Origin of the sequence: Shinella lacus, from assembly GCF_010994755.1 — a bacterium.
GTDB classification, from domain to species: Bacteria; Pseudomonadota; Alphaproteobacteria; order Rhizobiales; family Rhizobiaceae; genus Shinella; species Shinella lacus.
The window spans coordinates 411,763-436,631 of sequence record NZ_WHSB02000002.1; the positions used below are offsets into that span (position 1 = coordinate 411,763).

Consider the following 24,869-nt stretch of genomic DNA (forward strand, 5'->3'; position numbering starts at 1 on the left):
CTCGCCCGTTACCGGGTTATGATCACCCGGTTCGCTCCCTTCGTCCTGATCGCCTTCATCTGCACGCCTGCGTCCGCGCAGGAAGCGCCGGGAGACTACATTCTTCTTCTCGACGAACAGAACCGGCCGCTCGCCGGCAGTTATCGTATCGGGCCGGATGTGAAGATGACAATCCAGGGCAGAGAGGATGGCTTGCCTCGAAATCCGGTTTATCTGGATCGCGCCTTCTTCCCCACCCGCGAAGCGGAAATGCTGGCCTTCTACAACGCGCGCCACGCCTATTCCTCCGATCCGGCGGCGGTCGACGTCGGCGGTGAGATGCGCATCGTGGACACGGAGACGCTGCAGCCTCCGCTCTTCAAGGACCAGAAACCGGAGCGCGAGAAGGCGCTCAAAGTGAAGGTCTCGGCGCGCTTGGCCTTCGAGGTGAGCGGCTACAAGCTCGTCGGCAAGGCCTATACCGTCGAAGGGGCTGAACTTGGCGACGAGGACCGGCGCCTCGGCGATTTTTTCCATGTCGAGACGTTCGATATCGTGCTGTACGCACAGGCGGCCCGCAAGATCGGTGCTGTCGAGATCGGCAAGGCCTTGAGTTCCAGCGATTTCGAGGCGCTTTTCGTGGAGCGGACAAGCCCCATTCCGGATTTCACGAAATGCGTGAGCGAAAAGCGCAAGACACCGGAGTACAAGGCGCTCGCCGAAAAGCAGAGGGCGCTCGTCGATGCGTTCCTCGCGAAGAATTTTCCAGCGGGCCAGGCTTTCTGGGGAGATACGGCGCTCTATGAGGCGAATTTCGCCATGAACATCTATTCGCTCTGCCCGAATTAATCCTGCGATATCTCGATCAGCATTTCCAGCGCGGTGCGCACCGTCGCAAGCCGGACGGCACTGCGGCCGATATCGCCGTAGCGCATTTCCCGATGCAGCGTCTCGTAGCCAGTACGCGCGGCGGCGAGATGAACGAGACCGATCGGCTTTTCATCCGAGCCGCCGCCGGGGCCGGCGATGCCGGTGACGGCGACGGAGATGTTGGCGCCGGAGTTTCCGATGGCGCCCTGTGCCATTTCGAGGGCGGTCTCTCGTGAGACGGCACCGTGCGCCTTCAGCGTCGCGTTGGCGACGCCGATCATCTCGCGCTTCGCCTCGTTGGAATAGGTGACGAAGCCGCGGTCGAAGACACTGGAGGAGCCGGAGATTTCGGTGATGGCACCGGCAATGAGGCCTGCCGTGCAGGATTCGGCGGTGGCGATCAGGAGCTGGCGCTCGGTGAAATCGGCGACGATGCCGCGGGCTGTATCCTCGATGTCCTTCGGCCAGATGCTCATGCGTCGGTTCCCCTGTAGACGACGGTGGCGGTGGCGATGGCCGCAATGCCCTCGCGCCGGCCGACGAAGCCGATCTTTTCGTTGGTCGTGGCTTTGACCGAACAGCGATCGAGCGAGATGCCGAGCATGTCGGAAAGGTTTTTGCGCATCGTCTCGCGGTGCGGGCCGATTTTTGGGGCTTCGGCGATCAGCGAGACGTCGGCATTCATGATCGTGCCGCCGTTCTTGCGCACGATGGCCGCGGCGTGTTCGAGGAAGATGCGCGAGGCTGCGCCCTTCCACTGCATGTCGGACGGCGGAAAATGGTCGCCGATATCGCCGGCGCCGCAGGTGGCGAGCAGGGCGTCGGTCAGCGCATGCAGGGCCACGTCGGCGTCGGAATGGCCGGAGAGCTTCTGGTCATGCGGGATGAAGATGCCGCAGAGCGTTACGCCGTCGCCTTCGACGAGCTGGTGCACGTCGTATCCGTTTCCGGTGCGCACATCCGGCAGGCCGTGGGAAAGGCGCTGGTCGGCCATGGCGATATCCTTCTGCAATGTAAGCTTGACGTTGCCGGCGCTGCCTTCGACGAGATGCACGCGCACGCCCGCCCATTCGGCAATGGCGGCATCGTCGGTGAAATCGTCGTGGCCGGAGACGCTTGCGCGGCGGTGGGCTTCGAGGATCGCGGCGAAGTGGAAGGATTGCGGCGTCTGGGCGGCGAAGAGGCCGGAGCGGGAGACGGTTTCGGCGACATTGCCGTTGGCATCCGCGCGCTTCAGCGTATCGGCGACGGCGACGGCGGGCAGCACGGCGCGCGCGCCGTTGTGGAAGGCGGCCAGCGTACGCTCCAGCATGGCGGGCTCGACGAAGGGGCGCACGGCATCCTGGATGAGGACATGGGTGATGTCCTCGTCGGCGAGCGCTTCGAGGCCGGCGAGCACGGATTGCTGGCGCGTCGCGCCGCCGTGTACGACCGTGAGGCGGTCGCCGGCGGGGAGGGCGGCGGCGCGGGCCGTCTCGAACAGCGCCTCGTCATCCTTGTGTATCACGACCACGATACGCCGGGCCGGCTGCCAATTGACAAAGAGATCGAGCGTATGGGAGATGACCGGCCTTCCGCCGATGCGGCGATACTGCTTGGGGCCTTCGGCGTGGCTGCCCGCCCGCTCGCCGCGCCCGGCGGCAACGATCACCACGCCGCAGGATAGCGTCTTTTCCGCCAGCATTTCGGTTCTACATCTCCCATTTCAAAGCGTTTTGGTCGGTTTAGCCGGAAGGAAGCCGCAATTCCAGCGTCCCGGGGAAAAATGCAGTCCGATGTGATTGCGGCTTGGCAAGAACGTCAACAATGGCTAAAAATAGTGCAAAGAGATGACCTGCTTGAAAGATGAGCATTTGACGATCCCCACCCTGTCAGCGCCCCTCGCGATCGGCGGCCGGACCCTCCGGAACCGGGTCGTGCTGGCGCCGATGTCCGGCGTGACGGACCTGCCGTTCCGCGATCTCGCCTGGCGGTTTGGCGCGGGGCTGGTGGTGACGGAGATGGTGGCGAGCCGCGAACTGGCGCTGAATGCGCGCGAAAGCTGGTCGCGCATCCGCAATTGCGGCATCCGGCCGCATATGGTGCAGCTTGCCGGCCGCGAGGCGCACTGGATGGCGGAAGCGGCGAAAATCGCCGAGGGCGAGGGCGCCGATATCATCGACATCAATATGGGCTGCCCCGCCAAGAAGGTAATCGGCGGTTATTCCGGTTCCGCCCTGATGCGCGACCCGGATCACGCGCTGGGCCTGATCGAGGCGACTGTGAACGCGGTGAGTGTGCCGGTGACGGTGAAGATGCGGCTTGGCTGGGATCACGATTCGATCAATGCGCCGCATATCGCCCAGCGCGCCGAGGCGGCGGGGGCCGCGATGATCACGGTACATGGACGCACGCGCATGCAGTTCTACGAGGGCCGGGCCGACTGGGACGCGATCCGCGCGGTTCGTGATGTCCTGTCGATCCCGCTCGTCGCGAACGGCGATGTGGAGACGGCGGCGGACGCCGAGGAGATCCTGCGGCGTTCCGGAGCCGATGCCGTGATGGTCGGCCGCTCGGCGCAGGGCCGGCCGTGGCATCCCGCGGTGCTTGCCGGCGCGTACGCGCACCCGTCGACGGAAGAGATTGCCGCGGTGGCGGTGGAGCACTACCGCATGATGCTCGATTTCTACGGCGTCGAGGCGGGGCTGCGCCATGCGCGAAAACATGTCGGCTGGTATCTGGAGCGTTTTGCACCGGGCCTGCCGGGCGCGACAAAGGCGGAGATCATGACGGCGCGCGACAGCGATTTCGTCGCCGAGCGCCTGGCGGCCGCGCTGCTTGGCGATCAAGCTGCAAAACTCGGGGAGGCTGCATGACGGGAAAGACCGGAGAGCCGCATGCCGCAGCACCCGAACTGGCGCTCGCCGTGCTCAACGCTATCCAGAACCCTGTGATCCTCGTCGATGCGAGCGGCCTGATCGCCTTTGCCAATTGGGAGGCCGAATCGTTTTTCGGCGCGAGCGCCAGCCATCTCGCCCGCCACAACGTCTCCACCGTCATTCCCTTCGGCAGCCCGCTCCTGACGCTGATCGACCAGGTGCGCGAGCGCAAGGCGCCCGTCAGCGAATATCGCGTCGATCTCTCTTCGCCGCGGCTGGGGGCGGAAAAGCTCGTCGATATCTATGTGGCGCCGGTGACGACCGAGCCGGGTTCGGTGGTGATCGTCATCCAGGAACGCTCCATGGCGGACAAGATCGACCGGCAACTGACCCATCGCGGTGCTGCGCGCTCGGTGACGGGGCTCGCCTCCATGCTGGCGCACGAGATCAAGAACCCGCTGTCCGGCATTCGCGGCGCGGCGCAGCTTCTCGAAACCTCAGTCACCGACGAGGACCGGGCGCTGACGCGGCTGATCTGCGAGGAGACCGACCGCATCGTCTCGCTGGTCGATCGCATGGAGGTGTTTTCCGACGAGCGGCCGGTCGATCGCGTGCCGCTCAACATCCATGCCGTGCTCGACCATGTGAAGGTCGTCGCCCGGGCGGGTTTTGCGCGCAACATCAAGATCACCGAGCTTTACGATCCGTCGCTGCCACCGGTCTTCGCCAACCGCGACCAGCTCGTGCAGGTCTTCCTGAACCTCATCAAGAACGCCTCGGAAGCGATCGGCGACCGGCCGGATGGCGAAATCCAGCTCACCACCGCCTATCGGCCGGGCATCCGGCTTTCGGTGGCCGGCACGCGGGAAAAGATCTCGCTGCCGCTGGAATTCTGCGTGCATGACAACGGGCCGGGCGTGCCGTCGGACCTGCTGCCGCATCTTTTCGATCCCTTCATCACGACCAAGACCAACGGCTCCGGCCTCGGCCTTGCGCTCGTTGCAAAAATCATCGGCGGCCATGGCGGCATCGTGGAATGCGACAGCCAGGGTAGCCGCACCACCTTCCGCGTGCTGATGCCGGCGTCGCGCGGCGTCAGCGAAGACGACGACTTTCCCAAGACCAAAGGACATATCTGATGACAGGCGCCACAGTCCTCGTTGCCGATGACGATGCCGCGATCCGCACGGTTCTCAATCAGGCACTGAGCCGCGCCGGATATGACGTGCGCATTACCTCCAACGCTGCGACGCTCTGGCGCTGGATTGCCGCCGGCGAGGGCGACATCGTCGTCACCGACGTCGTGATGCCGGACGAAAACGCCTTCGACCTATTGCCGCGCATCAAGAAGGCGAGGCCGGACCTGCCAGTGCTGGTGATGAGTGCGCAAAACACCTTCATGACGGCGATCAAGGCTTCGGAGAAGGGCGCGTACGACTACCTGCCGAAGCCGTTCGACCTCACCGAACTGATCGCAATCATCGGCCGGGCGCTGTCCGAGCCGAAGCGCAAGCCCGCCCGCCTCGACGACGACACGCAGGACGGCATGCCGCTTGTCGGCCGCTCGGCGGCGATGCAGGAAATCTACCGCGTGCTCGCCCGTCTCATGCAGACGGACCTGACGCTGATGATCACCGGCGAATCGGGCACCGGCAAGGAGCTCGTCGCCCGCGCGCTGCACGACTACGGCAAGCGCCGCAACGGCCCGTTCGTCGCGATCAACATGGCGGCGATCCCGCGCGACCTCATCGAATCGGAACTGTTCGGCCACGAGAAGGGCGCCTTCACCGGCGCGCAGACGCGCTCGACCGGCCGCTTCGAGCAGGCCGAGGGCGGCACGCTGTTCCTCGACGAGATCGGCGACATGCCGATGGACGCGCAGACGCGGCTTCTGCGCGTGCTCCAGCAGGGCGAATACACCACCGTCGGCGGCCGTACGCCCATCCGCACCGATGTCCGAATCGTCGCAGCAACCAACAAGGACCTGAAGCAGTCGATCAACCAGGGCCTTTTCCGCGAGGACCTCTATTACCGCCTGAACGTCGTGCCGCTGCGCCTGCCGCCTTTGCGCGACCGGGCGGAGGATATTCCCGATCTCGTGCGCCATTTCGTGCAGCAGGCGGAGAAGGAAGGGCTCGACGCCAAGCGCTTCGACCAGGAGGCGCTGGAGCTGATGAAGGCGCATCCATGGCCGGGCAACGTGCGCGAGCTGGAAAACGTCGTGCGCCGTCTGACCGCGCTCTATCCGCAGGATGTCATCTCCCGCGAGATCATCGAGACGGAGCTGCGCGCCGATATTCCGGACAGCCCGATCGAAAAGACCGTGGTGCGCGGCGGCTCGCTCTCGATCTCTCAGGCGGTCGAGGAAAACATGCGGCAATATTTTTCGAGTTTTGGCGATGGGCTGCCGCCGGCCGGGCTCTATGACCGCGTGCTGGCCGAGGTGGAATACCCGCTGATTCTGGCCGCACTTACCGCCACGCGCGGCAACCAGATCAAGGCGGCCGATCTGCTTGGCCTCAACCGCAACACGCTGCGCAAGAAAATTCGCGAACTGGGTGTATCTGTGTACAGAAGTTCGCGCTCTGCTTGACTTAACGGCAAGCGGCGTTGCATTTTGGCCACAATCTGTTGCTTGAGGGTAACAGAGGGGTTTTGCGGCCGAATAGGTCCGCGTGCCTGATCGTCATGGATCCGGGTGCGACAAGCGGCCGGTTCCTCGCGCGGTCGGCGCTACTCCCAAAACACGAGAACAACGCCGGCACCTTTCCAGGGTGTACGGTGGGGAAGCGATGCGGCAGATGACGGACGGCGTGAGCCTGCTTTCGAGCGGAAATGAGAAGGGAACGGGTGCCGACCGGCGCGCCTCCTTCGCCTTGCCGGGCCTGGTGCTTGCGGGCGGTGCGCTCGTTGCCGCGACGATCTCGCTGTTCATCCTGCTCGGCCTGACGCCGATCAAGCCGGAAGCCAATGTCGTCATCGCCTCGGCGGCGATCAATGCAGTGTTCATCGTCGGCCTGATGTTCCTGATCGGCCGTGAGATTTTGCGGCTGCTGCGCGCCCGCAGCCGTGGCCGTGCGGCCGCGCGGCTGCATGTGCGCATCGTGGCGCTTTTCTCCATCGTCGCGATCACGCCCGCGGTGCTCGTGGCGATCTTCGCCTCCATCACGCTCGATGTCGGCCTCGACCGCTGGTTCTCCATCCGCACCCAGTCGATTGTCAGCTCGTCGCTCAACGTGGCGCAGGCCTATGTGCTGGAAAATGCGAGCTATTTGCAGGGCCAGACGGCCTCGATGGCCAACGACCTCGACCGCAACCGCCAGCTCTACAGCCTCGACCGCACGGGTTTCATCGAGCTGATGACGCGGCAGGCACGCGGGCGCAACATGCTCGGCGCCTTCCTGCTGCGCGCCGATGGCTCGACGATTCTGCAGGCGAACATCCAGATCGAAAATCCGCTGCCGGCGGTGCCGGAGGATGCGCTGAAGGCGTCCGCCGCCGGCCAGCCGACGCTGATCCCGCCGGGCACGACCAACCTCGTCGGCGCCATCATCAAGCTCGACAACATTCCCGACGCCTTCCTCTATACGATCCGCACGGTCGATCCGGAAGTCATGCGCTCCATGCGGCTGATGGAGGAGAACACGGCGGAGTACCGCGCGCTGGAAGCCGGGCGCACGACCCTGCAGATCGCCTTCGGCGTGCTCTATCTCGGCTTCGCGCTGATCGTGCTGCTCGCCGCGATCTGGACGGCGATCGCGGTTGCCGACCGTATCGTGCGGCCGATCCGCCAGCTGATCGGTGCTGCGGACAGCGTGGCCTCCGGCAATCTCGACGTCAGCGTGCCGGTGCGCACGGCGGATGGCGACGTCGGTAACCTCTCGCGCACCTTCAACAAGATGATCGCGGAAATTCGCGCGCAGCAGGACCAGATTCTCGACGCGAAGGACGAGGTCGACCACCGTCGCCGCTTCATCGAGGCGGTGCTGTCCGGCGTCACGGCCGCCGTCATCGGCGTCGAGGACGACGGGCGCATGACGATCGCCAACCTCTCGGCGGAAATCCTGCTGGGGCGCAATGCCAACGACCTGATCGGCCAGCCGCTGACGGACGTGGCGCCGGAAATCGCGGCCGTGCTGGCGGAGGGATCCACCCGCCACCGCAACAATTACCGCAAGCAGATCAACATCATGCATGGCGGCAAGGAGCGGACGCTGAACGTGCAGGTGACCCGCGAAGAGGCGAAGGACGCCAAGGATTCCTACGTCGTGACCATCGATGACATTACCGATCTCGTCATCGCGCAGCGCTCGACCGCCTGGGCGGATGTGGCGCGGCGCATCGCGCACGAGATCAAGAACCCGCTGACGCCGATCCAGCTTTCCGCCGAGCGCATTCGCCGGCGATATGGCAAGCAGATCGACCAGGAAGACCGCGCGGTCTTCGACCAGTGTACGGATACGATCGTGCGCCAGGTCGAGGATATCGGCCGCATGGTCGATGAATTCTCCGCTTTCGCGCGCATGCCCAAGCCGACCAAGGAACGCTCGGACCTGCGCAACATCCTGAAGGACGCGGTTTTCCTGCGCGAGATGGGCAACAACCATGTCGTCTTCCGCAAGGATTTTGGCGACGAGCCGCTCGAAGGTCTTTTCGATGCGCGCATGCTCGGCCAGGCCTTCGGCAACCTCATCAAGAATGCGGTGGAGGCGATCGAGGCATTGCCGCCCGACGTGACGCGCGATGAGCGCAAGGTCCTCGTGCGGGCGACGCCCGACGACGCAGGACGGCGGTTCGTCGTTGATGTGATTGACAACGGCAAGGGTTTGCCGATGGAGAACCGGCACCGGATTCTCGAACCCTATATGACGATGCGCGACAAGGGCACGGGGCTTGGCCTCGCCATCGTGAAGAAGATTATCGAAGACCATGGCGGGCAGCTGGAACTGCATGACGCGCCTGCGGATTTCGACAACGGCCATGGGGCGATGATCCGCGTGATCCTGCCCTACGAGGAAACGGCGGCCGTCGATGCGGACAATAAGAGCAAGGAAGTGAGCCATGGCGTCTGATATTCTTGTGGTGGACGACGAACAGGACATTCGCGAGATCGTCTCCGGCATTCTATCCGACGAGGGCCATGAGACGCGCACGGCCTATGACAGCGACAGCGCGCTGGCCGCCATCAGCGACCGCGTGCCGCGTCTCGTCTTCCTCGACATCTGGATGCAGGGCAGCAAGCTCGACGGGCTGGCGCTTCTCGACGAGATCAAGAGCCGCCATCCGGACCTGCCGGTGGTGATGATCTCCGGTCACGGCAACATCGAGACCGCAGTTTCGGCGATCCGCCGTGGCGCCTACGATTTCATCGAGAAGCCGTTCAAAGCCGACCGGCTGATTCTCATCGCCGAGCGGGCGCTGGAGAATTCGAAGCTGCGCCGCGAGGTGACGGAGCTGAAGAAGCGATCCGGCGATCCGGCCGAGCTGATCGGCACCTCCGTCGCCGTCTCGCAGTTGCGCCAGACGATCGACAAGGTCTCGCCGACCAACAGCCGCATCATGATCCTCGGCCCCTCCGGCTCCGGCAAGGAGCTGGTGGCACGCATGATCCATCGCAAGTCGAGCCGCGCTGCCGGTCCGTTCGTGGTGCTGAACGCGGCGGCGATCACGCCGGAGCGCATGGAGGTGGCCCTCTTCGGCACCGAAGGCACGCCCGGCCAGTCGCGAAAAACGGGCGCGCTGGAGGAATCGCACGGCGGCATCCTCTATCTCGACGAGATCGGCGAAATGCCGCGCGAGACGCAGAACAAGATTTTGCGCGTGCTGGTCGACCAGCAGTTCGAGCGCGTCGGCGGCTCGAAGCGGGTGAAGGTGGATGTGCGCATCATCTCGTCCACCGCCTATAATCTCGAAAGCCTGATCGCCGAGGGCGGTTTCCGCGAAGACCTTTATCACCGCCTCGCCGTGGTGCCAGTGCGCGTGCCGCCGCTCGCCGAGCGGCGCGAGGACATTCCCTTCCTCGTTGACATGTTCATGCGCCAGATCAGCGAACAGGCCGGCATCCGCGCGCGAAAAATCGGTGATGACGCGCTGGCCGTGCTCCAGGCGCACGACTGGCCCGGAAATATCCGCCAGTTGCGCAACAATATCGAGCGGCTGATGATTCTCGCCCGCAGCGACGGTCCGGACACGGCGATCACCGCCGACATGCTGCCGACGGAAGTGGGCGACATGCTGCCGAAGATTTCGACGCAGGGCGACCAGCACATCATGACGCTGCCGCTGCGCGAGGCGCGCGAAATGTTCGAACGCGACTATCTCATCGCCCAGATCAACCGCTTCGGCGGCAACATTTCCCGCACGGCCGAATTCGTCGGCATGGAACGTTCCGCGCTCCATCGCAAACTGAAATCGCTTGGCGTATAAGGCCCTCAGGGTTTTGAGGGATTCTTGGGCATGAAGGTCATCATCTGCGGCGCCGGTCGCGTCGGTTACGGTATCGCAGAGCGTCTCTCGGAGGAGGGCAACGACGTCTCGGTGATCGACACGCAGCCGTCGCTGATCGCCGCTATCACCGAGACGCTGGATGTCAGCGGCATCGTCGGCCATGGCGCGCATCCGGAGGTGCTGGCGAAGGCCGGCGCCGACCAGGCGGACATGCTGATCGCCGTCACGCTGTTCGACGAGATCAACATGGTCGCCTGCCAGGTGGCCCATTCACTGTTCAATGTGCCGACCAAGATCGCGCGCATTCGGTCGCAAAGTTATCTCGCGCCGGAATATTCCGACCTGTTTTCGCGCGAACATATGCCGATCGACGTCACCATCTCGCCGGAAGTCGAGGTGGGCAAGATGGTGCTGCGGCGCATCTCATTCCCGGGCGCGACGGATGTCGTGCGCTTTGCCGACGACCGCATCGTGATGGTGGCGATCGAGTGCATGGAGGATTGCCCGGTCGTCGAGACGCCGCTGAAGCAACTGAGTGAACTCTTTCCGGACCTGAACGCCACCGTTACCGGCATCTTTTCCAATGGAAAGCTCTTCGTGCCGAATTCCTCGGACCAGCTGCATTCCGGCGATCTCGCCTATGTGGTCTGCGACAAGGGGCATGTGCGGCGCACACTGGCGCTGTTCGGCCATGAGGAGCAGGAAGCAGCCCGAATCGTCATCGCCGGCGGCGGCAATATCGGCTATTTCGTCGCCAAGGCGATCGAGGATTACCAGCCGAAGACCCGGCTGAAGATCATCGAAAACGACCGCGAGCGCGCGGTGGCGGTCGCCGACAAGCTGCGAAACACCGTCGTGCTGCACGGCTCGGCGCTCGACCAGAAGATGCTGTTGCAGGCCGATATCCAGGATGCCGACCTGATCGTGGCGCTGACCAACAACGACCAGATCAACATTCTGGGCAGCGTGATGGCCAAGCGCCTCGGCTGCAAGCAGAACCTCGTTTTGATCAACGATCCGAGCTACCAGGATTTCACCAAGACGCTCGGCATCGATGCGCATATCAATCCACGCGCCGTGACGATCTCCGGCATCCTGCAACATGTCCGCAAGGGCCGAATCCGCTCGGTCTATGCGGTGCAAAAGGGGTCTGCGGAAGTGATCGAGGCGGAAGCGCTGGAGACTTCCCCGCTTGTCGGCAAGCCGCTACGCGAGCTTGAACTGCCGCCCGGTATTCGCATCGGCGCGATCTATCGCGACAAGACGGTGATCCGCCCGGATGGCGACACGAAGATCAAGGCGAAGGATCGCGTCGTGCTGTTCGCCGCCGCCGCGGCCGTGCGCCATGTCGAGCAGCTCTTCCGCGTCAGCATTCAGTATTTCTAGGATCTCCGATGCCGCGTATCGCCTATGTCAACGGCCGCTATGTCCGCCATGCCGATGCCGCGGTGCATATCGAGGACCGGGGCTTCGTCTTTGCGGACGCGGTCTACGAGGTCTGCCAGGTGCAGCGCGGCTTTATCGTCGATCTCACGCGCCATCTCGACCGGCTTGATCGCTCGCTTAGTGAAATCCGCATCCGCCCGCCCATGCCGCGCGCAGCACTTTCGGGAATCATGCGGCAGGTGCTGCGCCGCAACCATGTCGTTAACGGCATGGTCTATCTCCAGGTAACGCGCGGCGTCGCCAAGCGCGACCACGTCTTTCCGTCGCCGGATGTGCGGGCCTCGCTGGTCGTTACGGCGAAGAGCCTGAATCCGGCGGTGAATGCCGCGAAATATGCGACGGGAATCACGGCGATAACCGTCGAGGACAACCGCTGGGGCCGGGTAGACATCAAGACCGTCGGCCTGCTGCCGAACGTTCTGGCACGCCAGCAGGCGAAGGAGGCGGGCGCGCAGGAGGCGATTTTTGTGGACGGCGAGGGCAATGTAACCGAGGGTGGCGCGACGAATCTCTGGATCGTCGACAAGGCCGGAAACCTCGTCACTCGCCCGGCGGACCATGGCATTCTTAGCGGCATCACCCGCAGGACGCTCCTGGATGTCGCGGAAAGGCTTGGCCTGCCGGTCACCGAGCGCCGATTCTCCGTAGCGGAGATGCTGGAAGCGCGGGAAATCTTCGTCACCGGCGCCACGACGATCTGCCTGCCGGTCGTTTCCGTCGATGGCGTGACCATCGCCAACGGCCATCCCGGCATGACGGCGCAGAAAATCCGCGAAGCCTTTTTCGCCGTTGCGGAGAAGACTGCGATTTGATACCAAAATCGACGGTCCGGCAGTTTCTGCCGGGCAAGGGGACAATTTATTTTCAGGCAACCGGTCTCAAGGGCCGGCAATCAGAAAGAAGCGGCGCGATGGCGGAACGTTCTCAGAACCTGCAGGATCTTTTTCTTAATACCGTTCGCAAGCAAAAGATTTCTCTCACGATCTTTCTCATCAACGGGGTCAAGCTGACCGGGGTTGTCACGTCGTTCGACAATTTCTGTGTGCTGCTCCGTCGCGACGGTCATTCGCAGCTCGTGTACAAACACGCGATCTCCACCATCATGCCGGGCCAGCCGTTGCAGATGTTCGAGACCGAGGAAAGCGGCTCCTGACAGGACCCACGAAAATTAAAAAATCCGATTCAAACAAGGATTCCATCGTTCCGGAAGCTGAAAAGCACCGGGACGATATGCGCGCTGTCGTGATCGCCCCCGTCTTGAAGGGCGCACGCGGCCAGTCCGACCAGGGCGCCATGGCGCGCTCGGAAGAGGCACGGCTGGAAGAGGCCATCGGCCTTGCGCGGGCGATCGACCTCACCATCACCCATTCGGCGCTCGTACCCGTCAGCCAGCCGAAGCCCGGCACGCTGCTCGGCAGCGGCAAGATTGCGGAGATCAAGGCGGCGCTCGATGAAAACGATGCCGGTCTCGTCATCGTCGACCATCCGCTGACGCCGGTGCAGCAGCGTAACCTCGAAAAGGAATGGAACGCCAAGGTCATCGACCGCACGGGCCTGATCCTCGAAATCTTCGGCCGCCGCGCCTCCACCAAGGAAGGCACGTTGCAGGTCGAGCTTGCGCATCTCAACTACCAGAAGGGCCGGCTGGTGCGTAGCTGGACCCACCTTGAACGCCAGCGCGGTGGGGCGGGCTTCATGGGCGGTCCGGGTGAAACGCAGATCGAAGCCGACCGCCGGCTGCTGCAGGACAAGATCATCAAGCTGGAGCGCGAACTGGAGCAGGTGCGCCGCACCCGCCAGCTTCACCGCTCCAAGCGCAAGAAGGTGCCGCATCCGATCGTGGCGCTCGTCGGCTATACCAATGCCGGCAAGTCGACGCTGTTCAACCGCATCACCGGGGCAGGCGTGCTGGCCGAAGACATGCTCTTCGCCACACTTGACCCGACGCTGCGCCGCATGAAGCTGCCGCAGGGCCGCACCGTCATCCTGTCGGATACCGTTGGCTTCATCTCCAACCTGCCGACCCATCTCGTCGCCGCCTTCCGCGCGACGCTGGAAGAGGTGCTGGAAGCCGATCTCATCCTGCATGTGCGCGACATGTCCGACCCGGACAACGGCGCGCAATCGGCGGACGTGCTGCGCATTCTCACCGACCTCGGTATCGACGAGAAGGACGGCGCGGAGCGTATCCTCGAAGTCTGGAACAAGATCGACCGGCTGGAGCGGGAGGGGCGCGCCGCGCTCGTGCAGAAGGCGGAGACGCAGCCGAACGTCATTGCCGTCTCCGCGATTTCGGGCGAGGGTGTCGATACGCTGCTGGCCGAGATCAACCAGCGGCTTTCCGGCGTGCTCGTCGATCGTGATATCGTCGTGCCGGTGATGCAGCTACAGCTGCTGCCGTGGATTTACGATCATTCGATCGTCGATCACCGCGAGGATATGGAAGACGGCAATGTGCGGCTGGAACTGCGGCTGACCGAAACCGAAGCCGCCGAACTCGACCGCCGCCTCGGCATTGGGCAGAGGACTGCACGCGAAGACTGGGAACGCTGACGTTACGTCACTCTTTTGACGTTGCGTCACCCAAGCTGCGCTCGATCTGCTTGGCCGCCTGCCACAGTTCTTCCATGCGCTCCAGCGTCGCCGCTTCGAGGCTTTCGCCGTTTGCGGCGAGGCTGTCCTCGATATGGGAGAAGCGGTTGCGAAATTTTGTGTTCGTGCCGCGCAGCGCCATTTCCGGATCGGCGCCGACATGGCGGCCGATATTGACCAAAGCAAAGATCAGGTCGCCAAGCTCGTCGGCGACGGCCGCCTGGTCGTCATTGCGCAGCGCCTCGCGCAATTCGCCGATTTCTTCCTCGATCTTGTCGAGAATGGGGGCGGGTTCCGACCAGTCGAAGCCGACCTTGGCGGCGCGTTCCTGAAGTTTCAGCGCCTCGACCAGCGCCGGGAAAGAGCGTTGCACGGAGCCGAGATGGCCGCGCAACGGATCCTCCGGCAGCCCGCGCTTGGCGCGCCGCTCCTTGCGCTCGCGCTTTTCCGCCTGCTTGATGTCGTCCCATTGCAGCTTCACCGCTTCGGGCGTGTCCGCATCCGAGCGGGCGAAGACATGCGGATGGCGGCGAATCATTTTGCGCGTGACGGCCTCAACGACGCTGCCGAAATCGAAATCGCCGCGCTCTTCCGCCATCCGGGCGTGGAAAACCACCTGCAACAACAGGTCGCCCAACTCCTCGCAGAGGTCGTCCATGTCGTTTCGCTCGATCGCATCGGCGACCTCGTAGGCCTCCTCGATCGTATAGGGTTTGATCGTCTCGAAGGTCTGGACGACATCCCAGGGGCAGCCGGTCTCCGGCTGGCGCAGCGCCGCCATGATCTCGATCAGGCGTTCTATCTCGCGGCTCGGTTCCATGGCTGTCACTCAGTTCAGCGGGATGCTGTTGCCGGCCTTACCGGACTGGTAGCTTTCCGACAATCCGTCATAGGCCGCGCGGATTTCGGCGTCCTGTCTTTGAAGATCCGCCTTGGCGGCTTCATCCGAGGTCGCGATGAAATCGGCGATGGCGGCGGAGCGCCAGAAGGCGTTGGTCTTGGCGTAGCCGCCCGGATCGAGCCGGAAGACCTCCTTCAGGATGCGCAGGTCGTGCGGGATGGCAAAGGCGTCGCGCGAATCTTCGTGGCTGAAAAAGTAATAGAAATTGTCGAAGCCGGCCCAGGTGATCGCCGAAAGGCACATGGAGCAGGGCTCGTGCGTGGAGAGGAAGACCAGGTCCTTCGTGTCCGGCTTTTCCGCGCGTTCGTAAAACCGTTTCAGCGTGTGAACTTCGCCGTGCCAGAGCGGGTTTTCCGTCTCGTTGTTGGTTTCGGCCAGCACCAGCGAGAGGTCGGATTTGTTCAGGATCGCTGCGCCAAACACCTTGTTGCCGGCGGCCACGCCGTCGCGCGTCAGCGGCAGGATGTCGAATTCGATGACGTCGAGAAGGCGCTTTGCGAGGGCAGCCTGATCCATGATGGGAATCCCGGTTGGTCTTATGGCGCATCCTTAGCGGTCCGCGCGTCGGGCAGGCAAGGGCGGCCGGTGACTTATGCTCAAAATGCGGGAGGTGCGAGCAAAACAATACGCGCCTCCATAAGGTTCAGGATTTATGTTTCTTTCGTTTATGGTCATTTTTCGCGATAGTGCGCACACTCCCAACGGACGTGACCATGACTGAGCCGCAGCAGAAGCTTTCGACATTCCCGGCGTTCTTCCGCACGAGCGGCAGGACGGTCGTTGTCGTGGGCGAAGGAGACGAGGCTTTTGCCAAGGCCCGCCTGCTGTTCAACACGGATGCCCGGATCGTCGTTCTGGCGGAAGCACCGGAAGCCGATTTCGCCCGCTTCATCGCCGACAAGGGCCTCGTGCTCGTCCGCGAACCCTTTTCCAGCGAGGCGATTGCCGGCGCGACGCTCGTCTTTGCGGCAACGGGCGATGCGGCCGCCGACCGCGCCATCTCCGCCGCCGCCCGCACCCTCGGCATTCCGGTCAATGCCGTCGACCAGCCGGATTACTGCGATTTCTTCACGCCTGCGCTTGTCAACCGCGCGCCCGTCGCCGTCGCCATCGGCACGGAAGGCGCCGGCCCCGTGCTGGCGCAGATGATCCGCGCGCAGGTCGACCAGATCCTGTCGCCGTCGCTCGGCCGGCTGGCGAGTCTTGCCAGCGGCTACCGCGAGGCGGTCGATCGCGTGCTGCCGCGCGGCGTGACCCGCCGCGTCTTCTGGCGCCGCTTCTTCCAGGGCGCCGTCGCCGATGCCGTCAACAATGGCGATATCGATCTCGCCCGCCACGCCGCCAACACGCTGCTGAATTCGCAGGGCAAGGCCGCAGGCCATGTCTGGCTCGTCGGCGCCGGTCCGGGTGCGGAAGACCTGCTGACGTTGCGCGCCCAGCGCGTGATGATGGAAGCCGACGTCATCGTTTTCGATGCGCTGGTGCCGCAGGCGATCGTCGACATGGGCCGCCGCGATGCCGAGCGTTTTTCCGTCGGCAAGCGTAAAGGCTGTCACTCCAAGTCGCAGGAAGAGATCAACGACCTGCTCGTCGAGCTCGGCAAGGCCGGCAAGCGCGTCGTGCGGTTGAAATCCGGCGACCCGCTGGTCTATGGCCGCGCGGGCGAGGAAATGGCGGCCCTGCGCCAGGCGGGCGTGACGTATGAGATCGTGCCCGGCATCACCTCTGCCTTTGCTGCCGCCGCCGATTTCGAACTGCCGCTGACCTTGCGCGGCGTCGCCTCGTCCCTCGTCTTCACGACGGGGCACGACCTGACGGGCGCCGTGTTGCCGGACTGGGCGCGGCTCGCAATTTCCGGCGCCACCGTCGCCGTCTATATGGGCCGCACTGTTGCAGCTTCCGTTGCCGCGCGCCTGATGGATGCCGGCCTGCCGGCGGAAACCACGGTCGCCGTGGTGGAAAATGCCAGCCGTCGCGACAAGCGGCTGCTGCACGGCACGCTCAAGGACCTGCCGGGGCTCGAACATCGCGACGAGCTTTCCGGTCCGGTCATGGTGATCATCGGCGACGCCGTCGCCGGCGCCAATTTCGAACATTCCGCACCGCTCGCCATCCGCGAGCCGGCGCGCAGCACAGCAGTATTGGGAGCATGACATGGCCGACAAGGTTCTGACAGCCAACCGCCTTTCCGACGGCATTTCCGTCTGGCTGGATGCCGCCGGCACCTGGAACGAGCAGCTCCAGGCCGCCTTCGTGGCGCGCCACAAGGAGGCGGTCGACGCGCTGGAAGCCACCGGCAAGCAGGCGCTGGCCGACAACAAAGTGGTTGACGTCAACGTCGTCGACGTCGAAGAAGTCGATGGTGTGCTGCGGCCGCTGCGCATGCGCGAACGCATCCGCGCCGAAGGCCCGACCATTGTCTATGCCGCCGGTTATTCCGGCTTGACCGCGACGGCCGCACCGGCGGCTTGAGGATCTCTGCATGTATCGCTACGACGAATTCGACCACGCCTTTGTTTCCGACCGCGTTGAGCAGTTCCGCGACCAGGTCGGCCGCCGCCTGTCCGGCGAGCTTGCCGAGGACGCGTTCAAGCCGCTTCGCCTGATGAACGGCGTCTATCTCCAGCTTCACGCCTACATGCTGCGCGTCGCCATTCCCTATGGCACGCTGAACGGCCGCCAGATGCGCATGCTGGCGCATATCGCGCGCAAATACGATCGCGGTTACGGCCATTTCACCACGCGCCAGAACATCCAGTACAACTGGCCGAAGCTCAACGAGCTGCCGGATGCGCTGGCCGATCTCGCGACGGTCGAGATGCATGCGCTCCAGACCTCGGGCAACTGCATTCGCAATGTCACGGCCGACCATTTTGCCGGTGCCGCCGCCGACGAGGTCGCCGACCCGCGGCCCTATGCGGAAATCCTGCGCCAGTGGTCCTCCGTGCATCCGGAATTCTCCTTCCTGCCGCGCAAGTTCAAGATCGCCGTTACCGGCGCCGAGCGCGACCGCGCGGCCATCCAGGTGCACGATATCGGCCTGCATCTGAAGAAGGACGACGACGGCCGCATCGGCTTTGCCGTCTATGTCGGCGGCGGGCAGGGGCGCACGCCGATGATCGCCAAGAAAATCCGCGACTTCCTGCCGGAAGAGGATCTTCTGTCCTATACGACCGCGATCATGCGCGTGTACAACCTGCACGGCCGGCGCGACAACAAGTACAAGGCGCGCATCAAGATTCTCGTGCACGAAACGGGTGCCGAGGAACTGGCGCGGCAGGTGGAGGTCGAGTTCGCCGAACTCAAGAACACCGAGCTGAAGCTGCCGGAAAAGGACATTGCCGCCATCACCGCCTATTTCGCGCCGCCGGAACTGGCGCCGCGCGCGGAAGGCTGGGCAAGCCTGGCGCAGTGGAAGAAGGCGGATGCGGAATTCGCTCGCTGGGTGCAGCAGAACGTGCAGCCGCACAAGCACCCCGACTACGGCATGGTGACGATCTCCCTGAAGCCGATCGGCGGCATTCCGGGCGATGCGACGGATGTGCAGATGGAGGCGGTCGCCGACATCGCGGAGGAATATGCCTTCGACGAGATCCGCGTGAGCCACGAGCAGAACCTGATCCTGCCGCATGTGGCGCTGGCCGATCTGGAGCCGATCTACCGCGGCCTCGTCGCGGCCGGCCTTGCGACGGCGAACGCTGGTCTCATCACGGATATCATTGCCTGTCCCGGGCTGGACTATTGCGCGCTGGCCAATGCCCGCTCGATCCCCGTCGCGCAGGAACTGTCGCTGCGCTTCGGCGCGCCCGAGCGCCAGGCCGAGATCGGCGAGCTGAAGATCAAAATCTCCGGCTGCATCAATGCCTGCGGCCACCACCATGTCGGCCATATCGGCCTGCTCGGCGTGGAGAAGAAGGGCGAGGAGCTCTACCAGATCACGCTCGGCGGCTCCGGTGACGAGAACACGTCGATCGGCGAGATCATCGGCCGCGGTTTCGAGCCGGAGAAGGTGACGGATGCCGTGGAGGTGATCGTCGACACCTATCTTCGCTTGCGCCTCGATCCATCCGAAATCTTCCTCGATGCCTATCGCCGCATCGGACCGCAGCCCTTCAAGGATGCGCTCTACGGTGATAAGACGGCCGCGGCAGCCTGAGGAGTTTGGCGATGACGAAAATCTGGAACGAAGCCGGCTTCGTGACCGACGATCCCTGGATCCTCGAAACCGAAGAGGTCAAGGCCGGCTCGAACGAGAAGGCGGTGCTCGGTCTCGACGATTTTCTGGCGAAGACGGACGAAACGGGCCTCGGCGTGCTGATCAACCCTGCGGACGATGTGCGCAAGCTGGAAGGCCATCTCGACCGGCTGGCGCTGGTCGCCGTCGCTTTTCCGGCCTTCAACGACGGCCGCGCCTTCAGCCATGCGTCGCTGCTGCGTTCGCGGCTCGGGTTTACGGGCGAGGTGAGGGCGGTCGGCGACGTGTTGATCGACCAGATTCCTTTGATGCTGCGCTGTGGCATCGACAGCTTTGCCGTGACCAACGCCACGGCGCTGAAGCGGCTTGCGGAAAACCGGCTGCCGGGCATCGAGAACCACTACCAGCCGACGGCGCGGGCATCGGAAGATGCCGGTTCCTACAGCTGGCGCCGGCGAGCCTGATTTCGAGCTCGACCGGCGAAACGCCGCAATCGTATTTTAGGCTCGGGCCGGAATAAAAACGACCGCCAAGCGTTGTTAGAAAAGAGATGCGCGGCCAATCGGCGCATTGGAACGGAATACCTTCCTTTGCCGCTCAACATGTAATATCTGCCTATCGTCAAGAATTTCCGACGCAGCCAGGATCGATCCCGAAATGAACGCACCTGCCAAGACCGAAGATTTCGTGCCCGCCATTCCCGCCGGCGTATTCGCCGAGACGGTGACGAGCGTGCAGCATTATACGGATCGCCTGTTCCGCTTCCGCATGACGCGCCCCGAGAGCTTTCGTTTCCGCTCCGGCGAGTTCGCCATGATCGGCCTGATGGTCGGCGAAAAGCCGGTCTACCGCGCCTATTCGATCGCAAGCCCGTCCTGGGACGAAGAACTGGAATTCTTCTCGATCAAGGTGCCGGACGGCCCGCTGACCTCGCATCTCCAGCAGATCCAGCCGGGCGATACCGTGCTGATGCGCAAGAAGCCGACCGGCACGCTGGTGCTCGATGCGCTCACACCCGGCAAGCGGCTCTACATGTTCTCGACCGGCACCGGCATTGCGCCTTTCGCAAGCCTGATGCGCGATCCGGAAACCTACGAAAAGTTCGACGAAGTCATCCTGACGCATACCTGCCGCGAAGTCTCCGAGCTGAAATACGGCTTCGACCTCGTCGAGGAAATCCGCAACCACGAATTCCTGGCCGAAGTCGTCGGCAACAAGCTGCGCCACTATGCGACGGTGACCCGCGAGGACTATCCGTTCCAGGGCCGCATCACCGACCTCATTAGCAACGGCAAGATGTTCGCCGATCTCGGCGTGCCGCATTTCGACCCGGCGGTCGATCGCGGCATGATCTGCGGCTCTTCGGCGATGCTGAAGGAAACCAAGGGGCTGCTGGAACAGGCTGGCCTCATCGAGGGCTCCAACAACAAGCCCGGCGAATTCGTCATCGAGCGCGCCTTCGTCGACTGAGCGAAGGGCACATGGGATAACAAGGGCGGCTTCGGGCCGCCCTTTTTCGTTTCAGGCTGACAGCGAATCGAGCAGGTCGGCCATCGCGGTCGCCGCCGCCGGGCCGTCGCCGTTACGGATCGCGCGGATGACCTTCACATGCAGATCCACCGCACGGTCCATCTGCCTATTGTCGGCGCGCGCGAACCAGAGCCGGCGCGCATGGGTCTGCAAGGGGGCGAGCGCGGCGGTAACGAAGCGGTTGGGGCAGGCCTGCTCCATGATCTCGTCGAAGGTCTTGTCGGCCGCAAGAAACCCCTCCATGTCGGAATGGATCGAGCAGGCCGTCATCGTCTGCGCGCAGGCGACGAGCTGTTCCCGGTGCTCGTCGCTCGCGTGCCGGGCGACGAGATCGGCGGCGAGCGGTTCGAGCTGCCGGCGCGTCGCCATGACGTGTGCGTGATCCTCCGGGCGGATTGCCGTGATCTGCAAGCCGGCGCGCGGGCGCACGGCGATCAAACCCTGCCATTCCAGCTTCTGGATCGCCTCGCGCACCGGCGTGCGGCCATGGCCGGCGAGCTCGATGAGCTGGCGTTCGGTGACCAGCGAACCCGGCTTCAGCTTCAGCGTAACGATCAGCCCTTCGAGGGCGAGATAGGCGAGGTGGGCTTGCGACGCCGCGGTTTCCGTCATTCCCGAATCCCAATTGATATATCACATGGTGGCATGTCGCAAAACGGATGTCCAATGCGCTGATATATCAGAGACGGCTTTTGGTAATAGCAGGTAACAAAAAAGGCCGGAACCTCAGGGGTTCCGGCCGTGCTGTGCTCGGATTGTTGCTGGAAATCAGAGCAGGAAGTCGCGCGCGTCGAGATCTTTCAGCTTGAAGTCGTCGAGGATGAGGATGTCCGTGCTGGCAAGCTTTATGTGCACGTCGTCGCCGACTTGCGATGCCTTGTTGAGCACCGCGTTGACGCTGGCGAAATTGTAGCTGCGCAGGTCGATGTCGTCGATGTTGTTCTTGAAGTCCGTGATCGTGTCGCGGCCGTAGCCCTTCTTGAACACGAAATCATCGGCGCCGGCACCGCCGGTAAGCTGGTCGGCGCCCCTGCCGCCGTCGAGCTTGTCGTTGCCGACCATGCCGAAGAGCTTGTCGCTGCCGGCATTGCCCTGAAGCGAATTGGCCGCCTGGTTGCCGCGCAGCACGTCATTGCCGCTGCCGCCCTTGGCGTTCTCGATCAGCGAGCGCGTGTCGCCCTTGAAGAGCAGGGCGTTGAAGATGTTGCCGCGCGAATAGGTGTCGCTTTCGAAGTTGAGGAGCGCCAGCTGGACGTCGCTGAACTTCGAGTGCGAGCCGGGGCGCAGGTCTACGCTGACGCCGTTCTTGTAGGAGGACAGATCGTAGGTGTCCCGGCCGCCGCCGTCCCAGATCGTCGCGAAGATGCGGTTGGCGCCGGCATCGATGGCGACCTTGCCGTTGACGAGCGTATCGCCGCTGCCCGGGTTCCACTTGTAGACGGTGTTCGTCGCATTGGTGGTGAAGTCGGCGCCGTACATGCGCTGCAAGGCGGCGATGTCGGACATCATGTAGGACTGTGCGTAGTCGAACTCGCCGTTGCGGTAGCCGTCTGCCGGGCCGCCGACATTGGAGCGGTAGGTCATGATGGAATATTCCATCGAGTCCCGGTTGGCGGGCAAAGCGGGGAAGCTGCCTTCGAATTCGTGGCCGTGCTTGAGGCCGAGCGCATGGCCGATCTCGTGCAGCATCGTCGCCCAGGCATAGTTGCCGGCGACCGGCGAACGGTAGTCGAACTGCCGGCCGAACCACAGATCGCCGCTCTGGCTGCTGTTTCCGGGATAGTAGGCCCAGGCCGTGGACGGCATGTCCGATTCGGCAAAGCGCAGGTTGGCCGTCGTGGTGCTGCCCTGCGAGACCGCCAAGTTGGTGAATCCCTCGACGGAAAAGCCGTTGTTGGCGGCATTGCCGAAGGCCGTGTCCAGCGCGAAGCGGGCGGCCGACTGCTGCAGGGAGGAGATCGTGCCGAAGCCGCTGTCGGGTTCGCCCGTGTAATCGTAAGCGCTCGACGACGTCGGGAAAGAATAGGTCAGGGAACCTGACCAGGCGGAGCCGGACAACACGCCGTCAATGGTCGTTATGCCAGTCTTGTTGATGGTCTTGATGACCTTACCAGTGCCTGTCATGTCAAAATTCTCCTACTATGCTGGACGTTTTGTTTGCGTGCCTTGGATAGACCGCAATTCACTCCGATTCTGACGATGCTTGAACATCCACTCCGCCCATGATGGGATGGACACCTCGTAGCACAGAACGGATGATCGCCGAATGCTATTCGACCGGAGGTTAAAATTGTTCTCGAAGATAACCATTGTCGCCACGACCTGCCTTGTCCTCGCCGCGGCCGGGGAGGCGCCAGAAGGCACCGGCGGCATCATGGCGCGACCGTCTGATCCGGAAAAAGCCGTACAGGCGGAATATGAAAATCTGAAGTCCAAGGGCACGCGCGACGCGCTCGAGCTTTTCATCGCGCGCCATCCCGAACACCCGCTCGCCGACAGGGCGCGCGAGGACATCAAGCGGCTTGGCAAGTAGTCGTACCTTTGAAACCGCAGATTGAAGGGCGCCGCGAGGCGCCCTTTTTGCGTCTGTTTTCGCACTCCTGATGTTCCCTGGGTGACCTTTTCCAGCCTTCTTCCCGCGCATGCGAAACCAACCCGAATAAAGCCGGACGCCCACGCGTCGATAGGACGAATGCGGTTGACGAACGTCATGGGCCTTGCCAGCATGCCCCTGGAATTCGGACCGTCCAGTTGAATTGTGGGGGCATACGTTGACTGCGGGTTCCATCATCGCAACAATCCTGATCGTTTTCGCCGGCCTGCTGGCCGTGCCGGCCGTCAGCCATACCAATGCGGGCACGACTTTTTCGCTGATGGCCTCGTCCATGGCCTTCGTCGCCATGGGGATCGCGCAGTTCATGGCGACGCGCCCGCCCTTCATCGAGCGGCTTTTCGGCGGGCTCGACCGCATCTACCAATTCCATCGCAAGATCGGCATCGCGGTGCTCTGTCTTATCCTGGTGCATTATTTCATTGCACCGGATTTCCAGGGCCTTGCCGTCACCAGCGGATTGAACATTCTTGCGGCGACGGCGGGTGAGTGGGCCTTCTACGGCTTCGTCTTCCTGCTCATCCTCAGCATCGTGAAGGTGATCCCGAAGACGCGCTTCCAGATTCCCTATCAATACTGGCGCATCACGCACCGCTTCATCGGCCTGCTTTTCGTCATGGTGGCCTTCCACCAGATGTTCATCAAGCGGCCCTATGACGGCACGGCTTTCCTGGCGACCTATCTGAACCTCTTTGCCGCGGTCGGCATCGTCAGCTACGCCTATACGCAGCTACTGCCCTGGCTTCGCACCCGCCGCTACGAGGTGGTGAATGTCGAGCGCCACGAGGGCGCGACGATCATTTCCGCAAGGCCGATCAACCGCAAGCTCAGGGCCATGCCCGGCCAATTCGGCTTCTTCCGCGTCAACAAGGCGGGGCTCCGCGAGCCGCATCCCTTCACCATCGCCGGCATCGACGAGGACGGTTCGGTCCGCTTCGCCATCAAGCCGCTCGGCGACTATACCAAGGCACTGCGCGAGGGCGTCGCCGTCGGCGATGCGCTGACGCTCGAAGGCGGCTACGGGCATTTCAACCACAAGCGCGGCGGCAAGAAGCAGATCTGGCTTGCCGGCGGCATCGGCGTCACGCCGTTCCTCGCCATGGCGAGCCGGCTGAAGGGCGACGAGGGGCAGGATATCCACATGGTCTACTGCGTGCGCGACGGGGCGGAGGCGATCGGCCTCGACACGTTCCGCGCGCAGGCGGAAAAGCTCGAGAACTTCAACTTCGTCCTGCACAATTCGGCGGTCGACGGCCGCTTCGATGCGACGAAGCTCGTGGCGGGGACCAGCATGAATCCGGCAGAAGCGGACCTGTGGTTCTGCGGACCGCCGCCCTTGCGGCTGGCGATCGAAAAGGGGTTGAGGGAACTCGGCAAGGCGCCGCGCCGCGTCGAGTTCGAGCGTTTCGAGTTTCGGTAGAGCAGTTTCGGCGAAAGCGC

23 protein-coding genes are annotated in these 24,869 nt (G+C 63.5%); 17 read left to right on the forward strand and 6 right to left on the reverse strand.

Annotated elements, in window-relative coordinates:
- Window positions 1–18 precede the first annotated feature (18 nt).
- Window positions 19–828 carry a hypothetical protein gene (locus GB927_RS06530; RefSeq protein WP_256115858.1) on the forward strand — a complete coding sequence of 270 codons (810 nt, stop codon included), beginning with the start codon at window positions 19–21 and terminating at the stop codon, window positions 826–828.
- Here GB927_RS06530 and GB927_RS06535 read toward each other — a convergent pair.
- A complete protein-coding gene (locus tag GB927_RS06535; protein ID WP_256116183.1) occupies window positions 825–1,319 on the reverse strand; it encodes a CinA family protein in 495 nt (164 codons plus the stop codon). The genes GB927_RS06530 and GB927_RS06535 overlap by 4 nt on opposite strands.
- Window positions 1,320–1,321: 2 nt before the next feature.
- A complete protein-coding gene (locus GB927_RS06540) occupies window positions 1,322–2,533 on the reverse strand; it encodes a bifunctional 2-C-methyl-D-erythritol 4-phosphate cytidylyltransferase/2-C-methyl-D-erythritol 2,4-cyclodiphosphate synthase (RefSeq protein ID WP_256115859.1) in 1,212 nt (403 codons plus the stop codon).
- 145 nt (window positions 2,534–2,678) lie between these two features.
- On the opposite strand from GB927_RS06540, the gene dusB reads away from it, so the two are divergent.
- From dusB to hflX, 9 genes are all read left to right on the forward strand, one after another.
- Window positions 2,679–3,704, forward strand: coding sequence for a tRNA dihydrouridine synthase DusB (dusB, locus tag GB927_RS06545; protein ID WP_256115860.1), 1,026 nt, complete (start codon window positions 2,679–2,681; stop codon window positions 3,702–3,704).
- The gene (locus GB927_RS06550; RefSeq protein WP_256115861.1) at window positions 3,701–4,846 is read left to right on the forward strand and encodes a two-component system sensor histidine kinase NtrB; all 1,146 of its coding nucleotides are present in this window, start codon (window positions 3,701–3,703) and stop codon (window positions 4,844–4,846) included. Before dusB ends, GB927_RS06550 begins: the two co-directional genes overlap by 4 nt.
- Window positions 4,846–6,300 (forward strand): nitrogen regulation protein NR(I), encoded by a 1,455-nt coding sequence (gene ntrC, locus GB927_RS06555; RefSeq protein WP_256115862.1) that lies wholly within the window; start codon window positions 4,846–4,848, stop codon window positions 6,298–6,300. Before GB927_RS06550 ends, ntrC begins: the two co-directional genes overlap by 1 nt.
- Before the next feature lie 208 nt (window positions 6,301–6,508).
- Window positions 6,509–8,779, forward strand: a complete 2,271-nt coding sequence (locus GB927_RS06560) for a sensor histidine kinase NtrY-like (protein WP_256116184.1) — start codon at window positions 6,509–6,511, stop codon at window positions 8,777–8,779.
- Complete coding sequence (ntrX, locus tag GB927_RS06565; protein WP_256115863.1) at window positions 8,769–10,133, forward strand: nitrogen assimilation response regulator NtrX; 1,365 nt, start codon at window positions 8,769–8,771, stop codon at window positions 10,131–10,133. Before GB927_RS06560 ends, ntrX begins: the two co-directional genes overlap by 11 nt.
- Before the next feature lie 30 nt (window positions 10,134–10,163).
- Window positions 10,164–11,540 (forward strand): Trk system potassium transporter TrkA, encoded by a 1,377-nt coding sequence (gene trkA / locus GB927_RS06570; RefSeq protein ID WP_256115864.1) that lies wholly within the window; start codon window positions 10,164–10,166, stop codon window positions 11,538–11,540.
- 8 nt (window positions 11,541–11,548) lie between these two features.
- A complete protein-coding gene (locus GB927_RS06575) occupies window positions 11,549–12,412 on the forward strand; it encodes a D-amino-acid transaminase (RefSeq protein ID WP_256115865.1) in 864 nt (287 codons plus the stop codon).
- A 98-nt stretch (window positions 12,413–12,510) separates the two neighbouring features.
- Entirely contained in the window at window positions 12,511–12,753 is a 243-nt protein-coding gene (gene hfq / locus GB927_RS06580; RefSeq protein ID WP_023514954.1) for an RNA chaperone Hfq, read from the forward strand.
- A gap of 77 nt (window positions 12,754–12,830) precedes the next feature.
- Window positions 12,831–14,153, forward strand: a complete 1,323-nt coding sequence (hflX, locus tag GB927_RS06585; RefSeq protein WP_256115866.1) for a GTPase HflX — start codon at window positions 12,831–12,833, stop codon at window positions 14,151–14,153.
- A gap of 7 nt (window positions 14,154–14,160) precedes the next feature.
- Here the strand turns inward: hflX and mazG are convergent, their stop codons facing one another.
- On the reverse strand, window positions 14,161–15,012 hold the full coding sequence (gene mazG, locus GB927_RS06590; protein ID WP_256115867.1) for a nucleoside triphosphate pyrophosphohydrolase: 852 nt from the start codon (window positions 15,010–15,012) through the stop codon (window positions 14,161–14,163).
- A gap of 9 nt (window positions 15,013–15,021) precedes the next feature.
- On the reverse strand, window positions 15,022–15,609 hold the full coding sequence (locus GB927_RS06595; protein ID WP_256115868.1) for a deaminase: 588 nt from the start codon (window positions 15,607–15,609) through the stop codon (window positions 15,022–15,024).
- A gap of 197 nt (window positions 15,610–15,806) precedes the next feature.
- Here GB927_RS06595 and cysG point away from each other — a divergent pair, with 197 nt between their 5' ends.
- The 5 genes from cysG (at window position 15,807) to GB927_RS06620 (ending at window position 20,758) form a co-directional block, all read left to right on the forward strand.
- Entirely contained in the window at window positions 15,807–17,246 is a 1,440-nt protein-coding gene (cysG, locus tag GB927_RS06600) for a siroheme synthase CysG (protein WP_256115869.1), read from the forward strand.
- Window position 17,247: 1 nt separating this feature from the next.
- Entirely contained in the window at window positions 17,248–17,565 is a 318-nt protein-coding gene (locus tag GB927_RS06605; RefSeq protein WP_256115871.1) for a DUF2849 domain-containing protein, read from the forward strand.
- Between the two features lie 10 nt (window positions 17,566–17,575).
- Window positions 17,576–19,249, forward strand: a complete 1,674-nt coding sequence (locus tag GB927_RS06610; RefSeq protein WP_256115873.1) for a nitrite/sulfite reductase — start codon at window positions 17,576–17,578, stop codon at window positions 19,247–19,249.
- An 11-nt stretch (window positions 19,250–19,260) separates the two neighbouring features.
- Complete coding sequence (locus GB927_RS06615; protein ID WP_256115875.1) at window positions 19,261–19,752, forward strand: DUF934 domain-containing protein; 492 nt, start codon at window positions 19,261–19,263, stop codon at window positions 19,750–19,752.
- 193 nt (window positions 19,753–19,945) lie between these two features.
- The gene (locus GB927_RS06620; RefSeq protein ID WP_256115876.1) at window positions 19,946–20,758 is read left to right on the forward strand and encodes a ferredoxin--NADP reductase; all 813 of its coding nucleotides are present in this window, start codon (window positions 19,946–19,948) and stop codon (window positions 20,756–20,758) included.
- Window positions 20,759–20,809: 51 nt separating this feature from the next.
- On the opposite strand, the gene GB927_RS06625 is transcribed toward GB927_RS06620, so the two are convergent.
- Both GB927_RS06625 and GB927_RS06630 read right to left on the reverse strand, forming a co-directional pair.
- Window positions 20,810–21,430, reverse strand: coding sequence for a GntR family transcriptional regulator (locus GB927_RS06625; protein ID WP_256115878.1), 621 nt, complete (start codon window positions 21,428–21,430; stop codon window positions 20,810–20,812).
- A gap of 156 nt (window positions 21,431–21,586) precedes the next feature.
- On the reverse strand, window positions 21,587–22,942 hold the full coding sequence (locus GB927_RS06630) for a M10 family metallopeptidase (protein WP_256115880.1): 1,356 nt from the start codon (window positions 22,940–22,942) through the stop codon (window positions 21,587–21,589).
- A 166-nt stretch (window positions 22,943–23,108) separates the two neighbouring features.
- Between GB927_RS06630 and GB927_RS06635 the strand changes: the two genes are divergently transcribed.
- Window positions 23,109–23,351 (forward strand): hypothetical protein, encoded by a 243-nt coding sequence (locus GB927_RS06635; RefSeq protein ID WP_256115881.1) that lies wholly within the window; start codon window positions 23,109–23,111, stop codon window positions 23,349–23,351.
- Window positions 23,352–23,589: 238 nt separating this feature from the next.
- Window positions 23,590–24,849, forward strand: a complete 1,260-nt coding sequence (locus tag GB927_RS06640; protein ID WP_256115882.1) for a ferredoxin reductase family protein — start codon at window positions 23,590–23,592, stop codon at window positions 24,847–24,849.
- The last annotated feature ends 20 nt before the right edge of the window (window positions 24,850–24,869 follow it).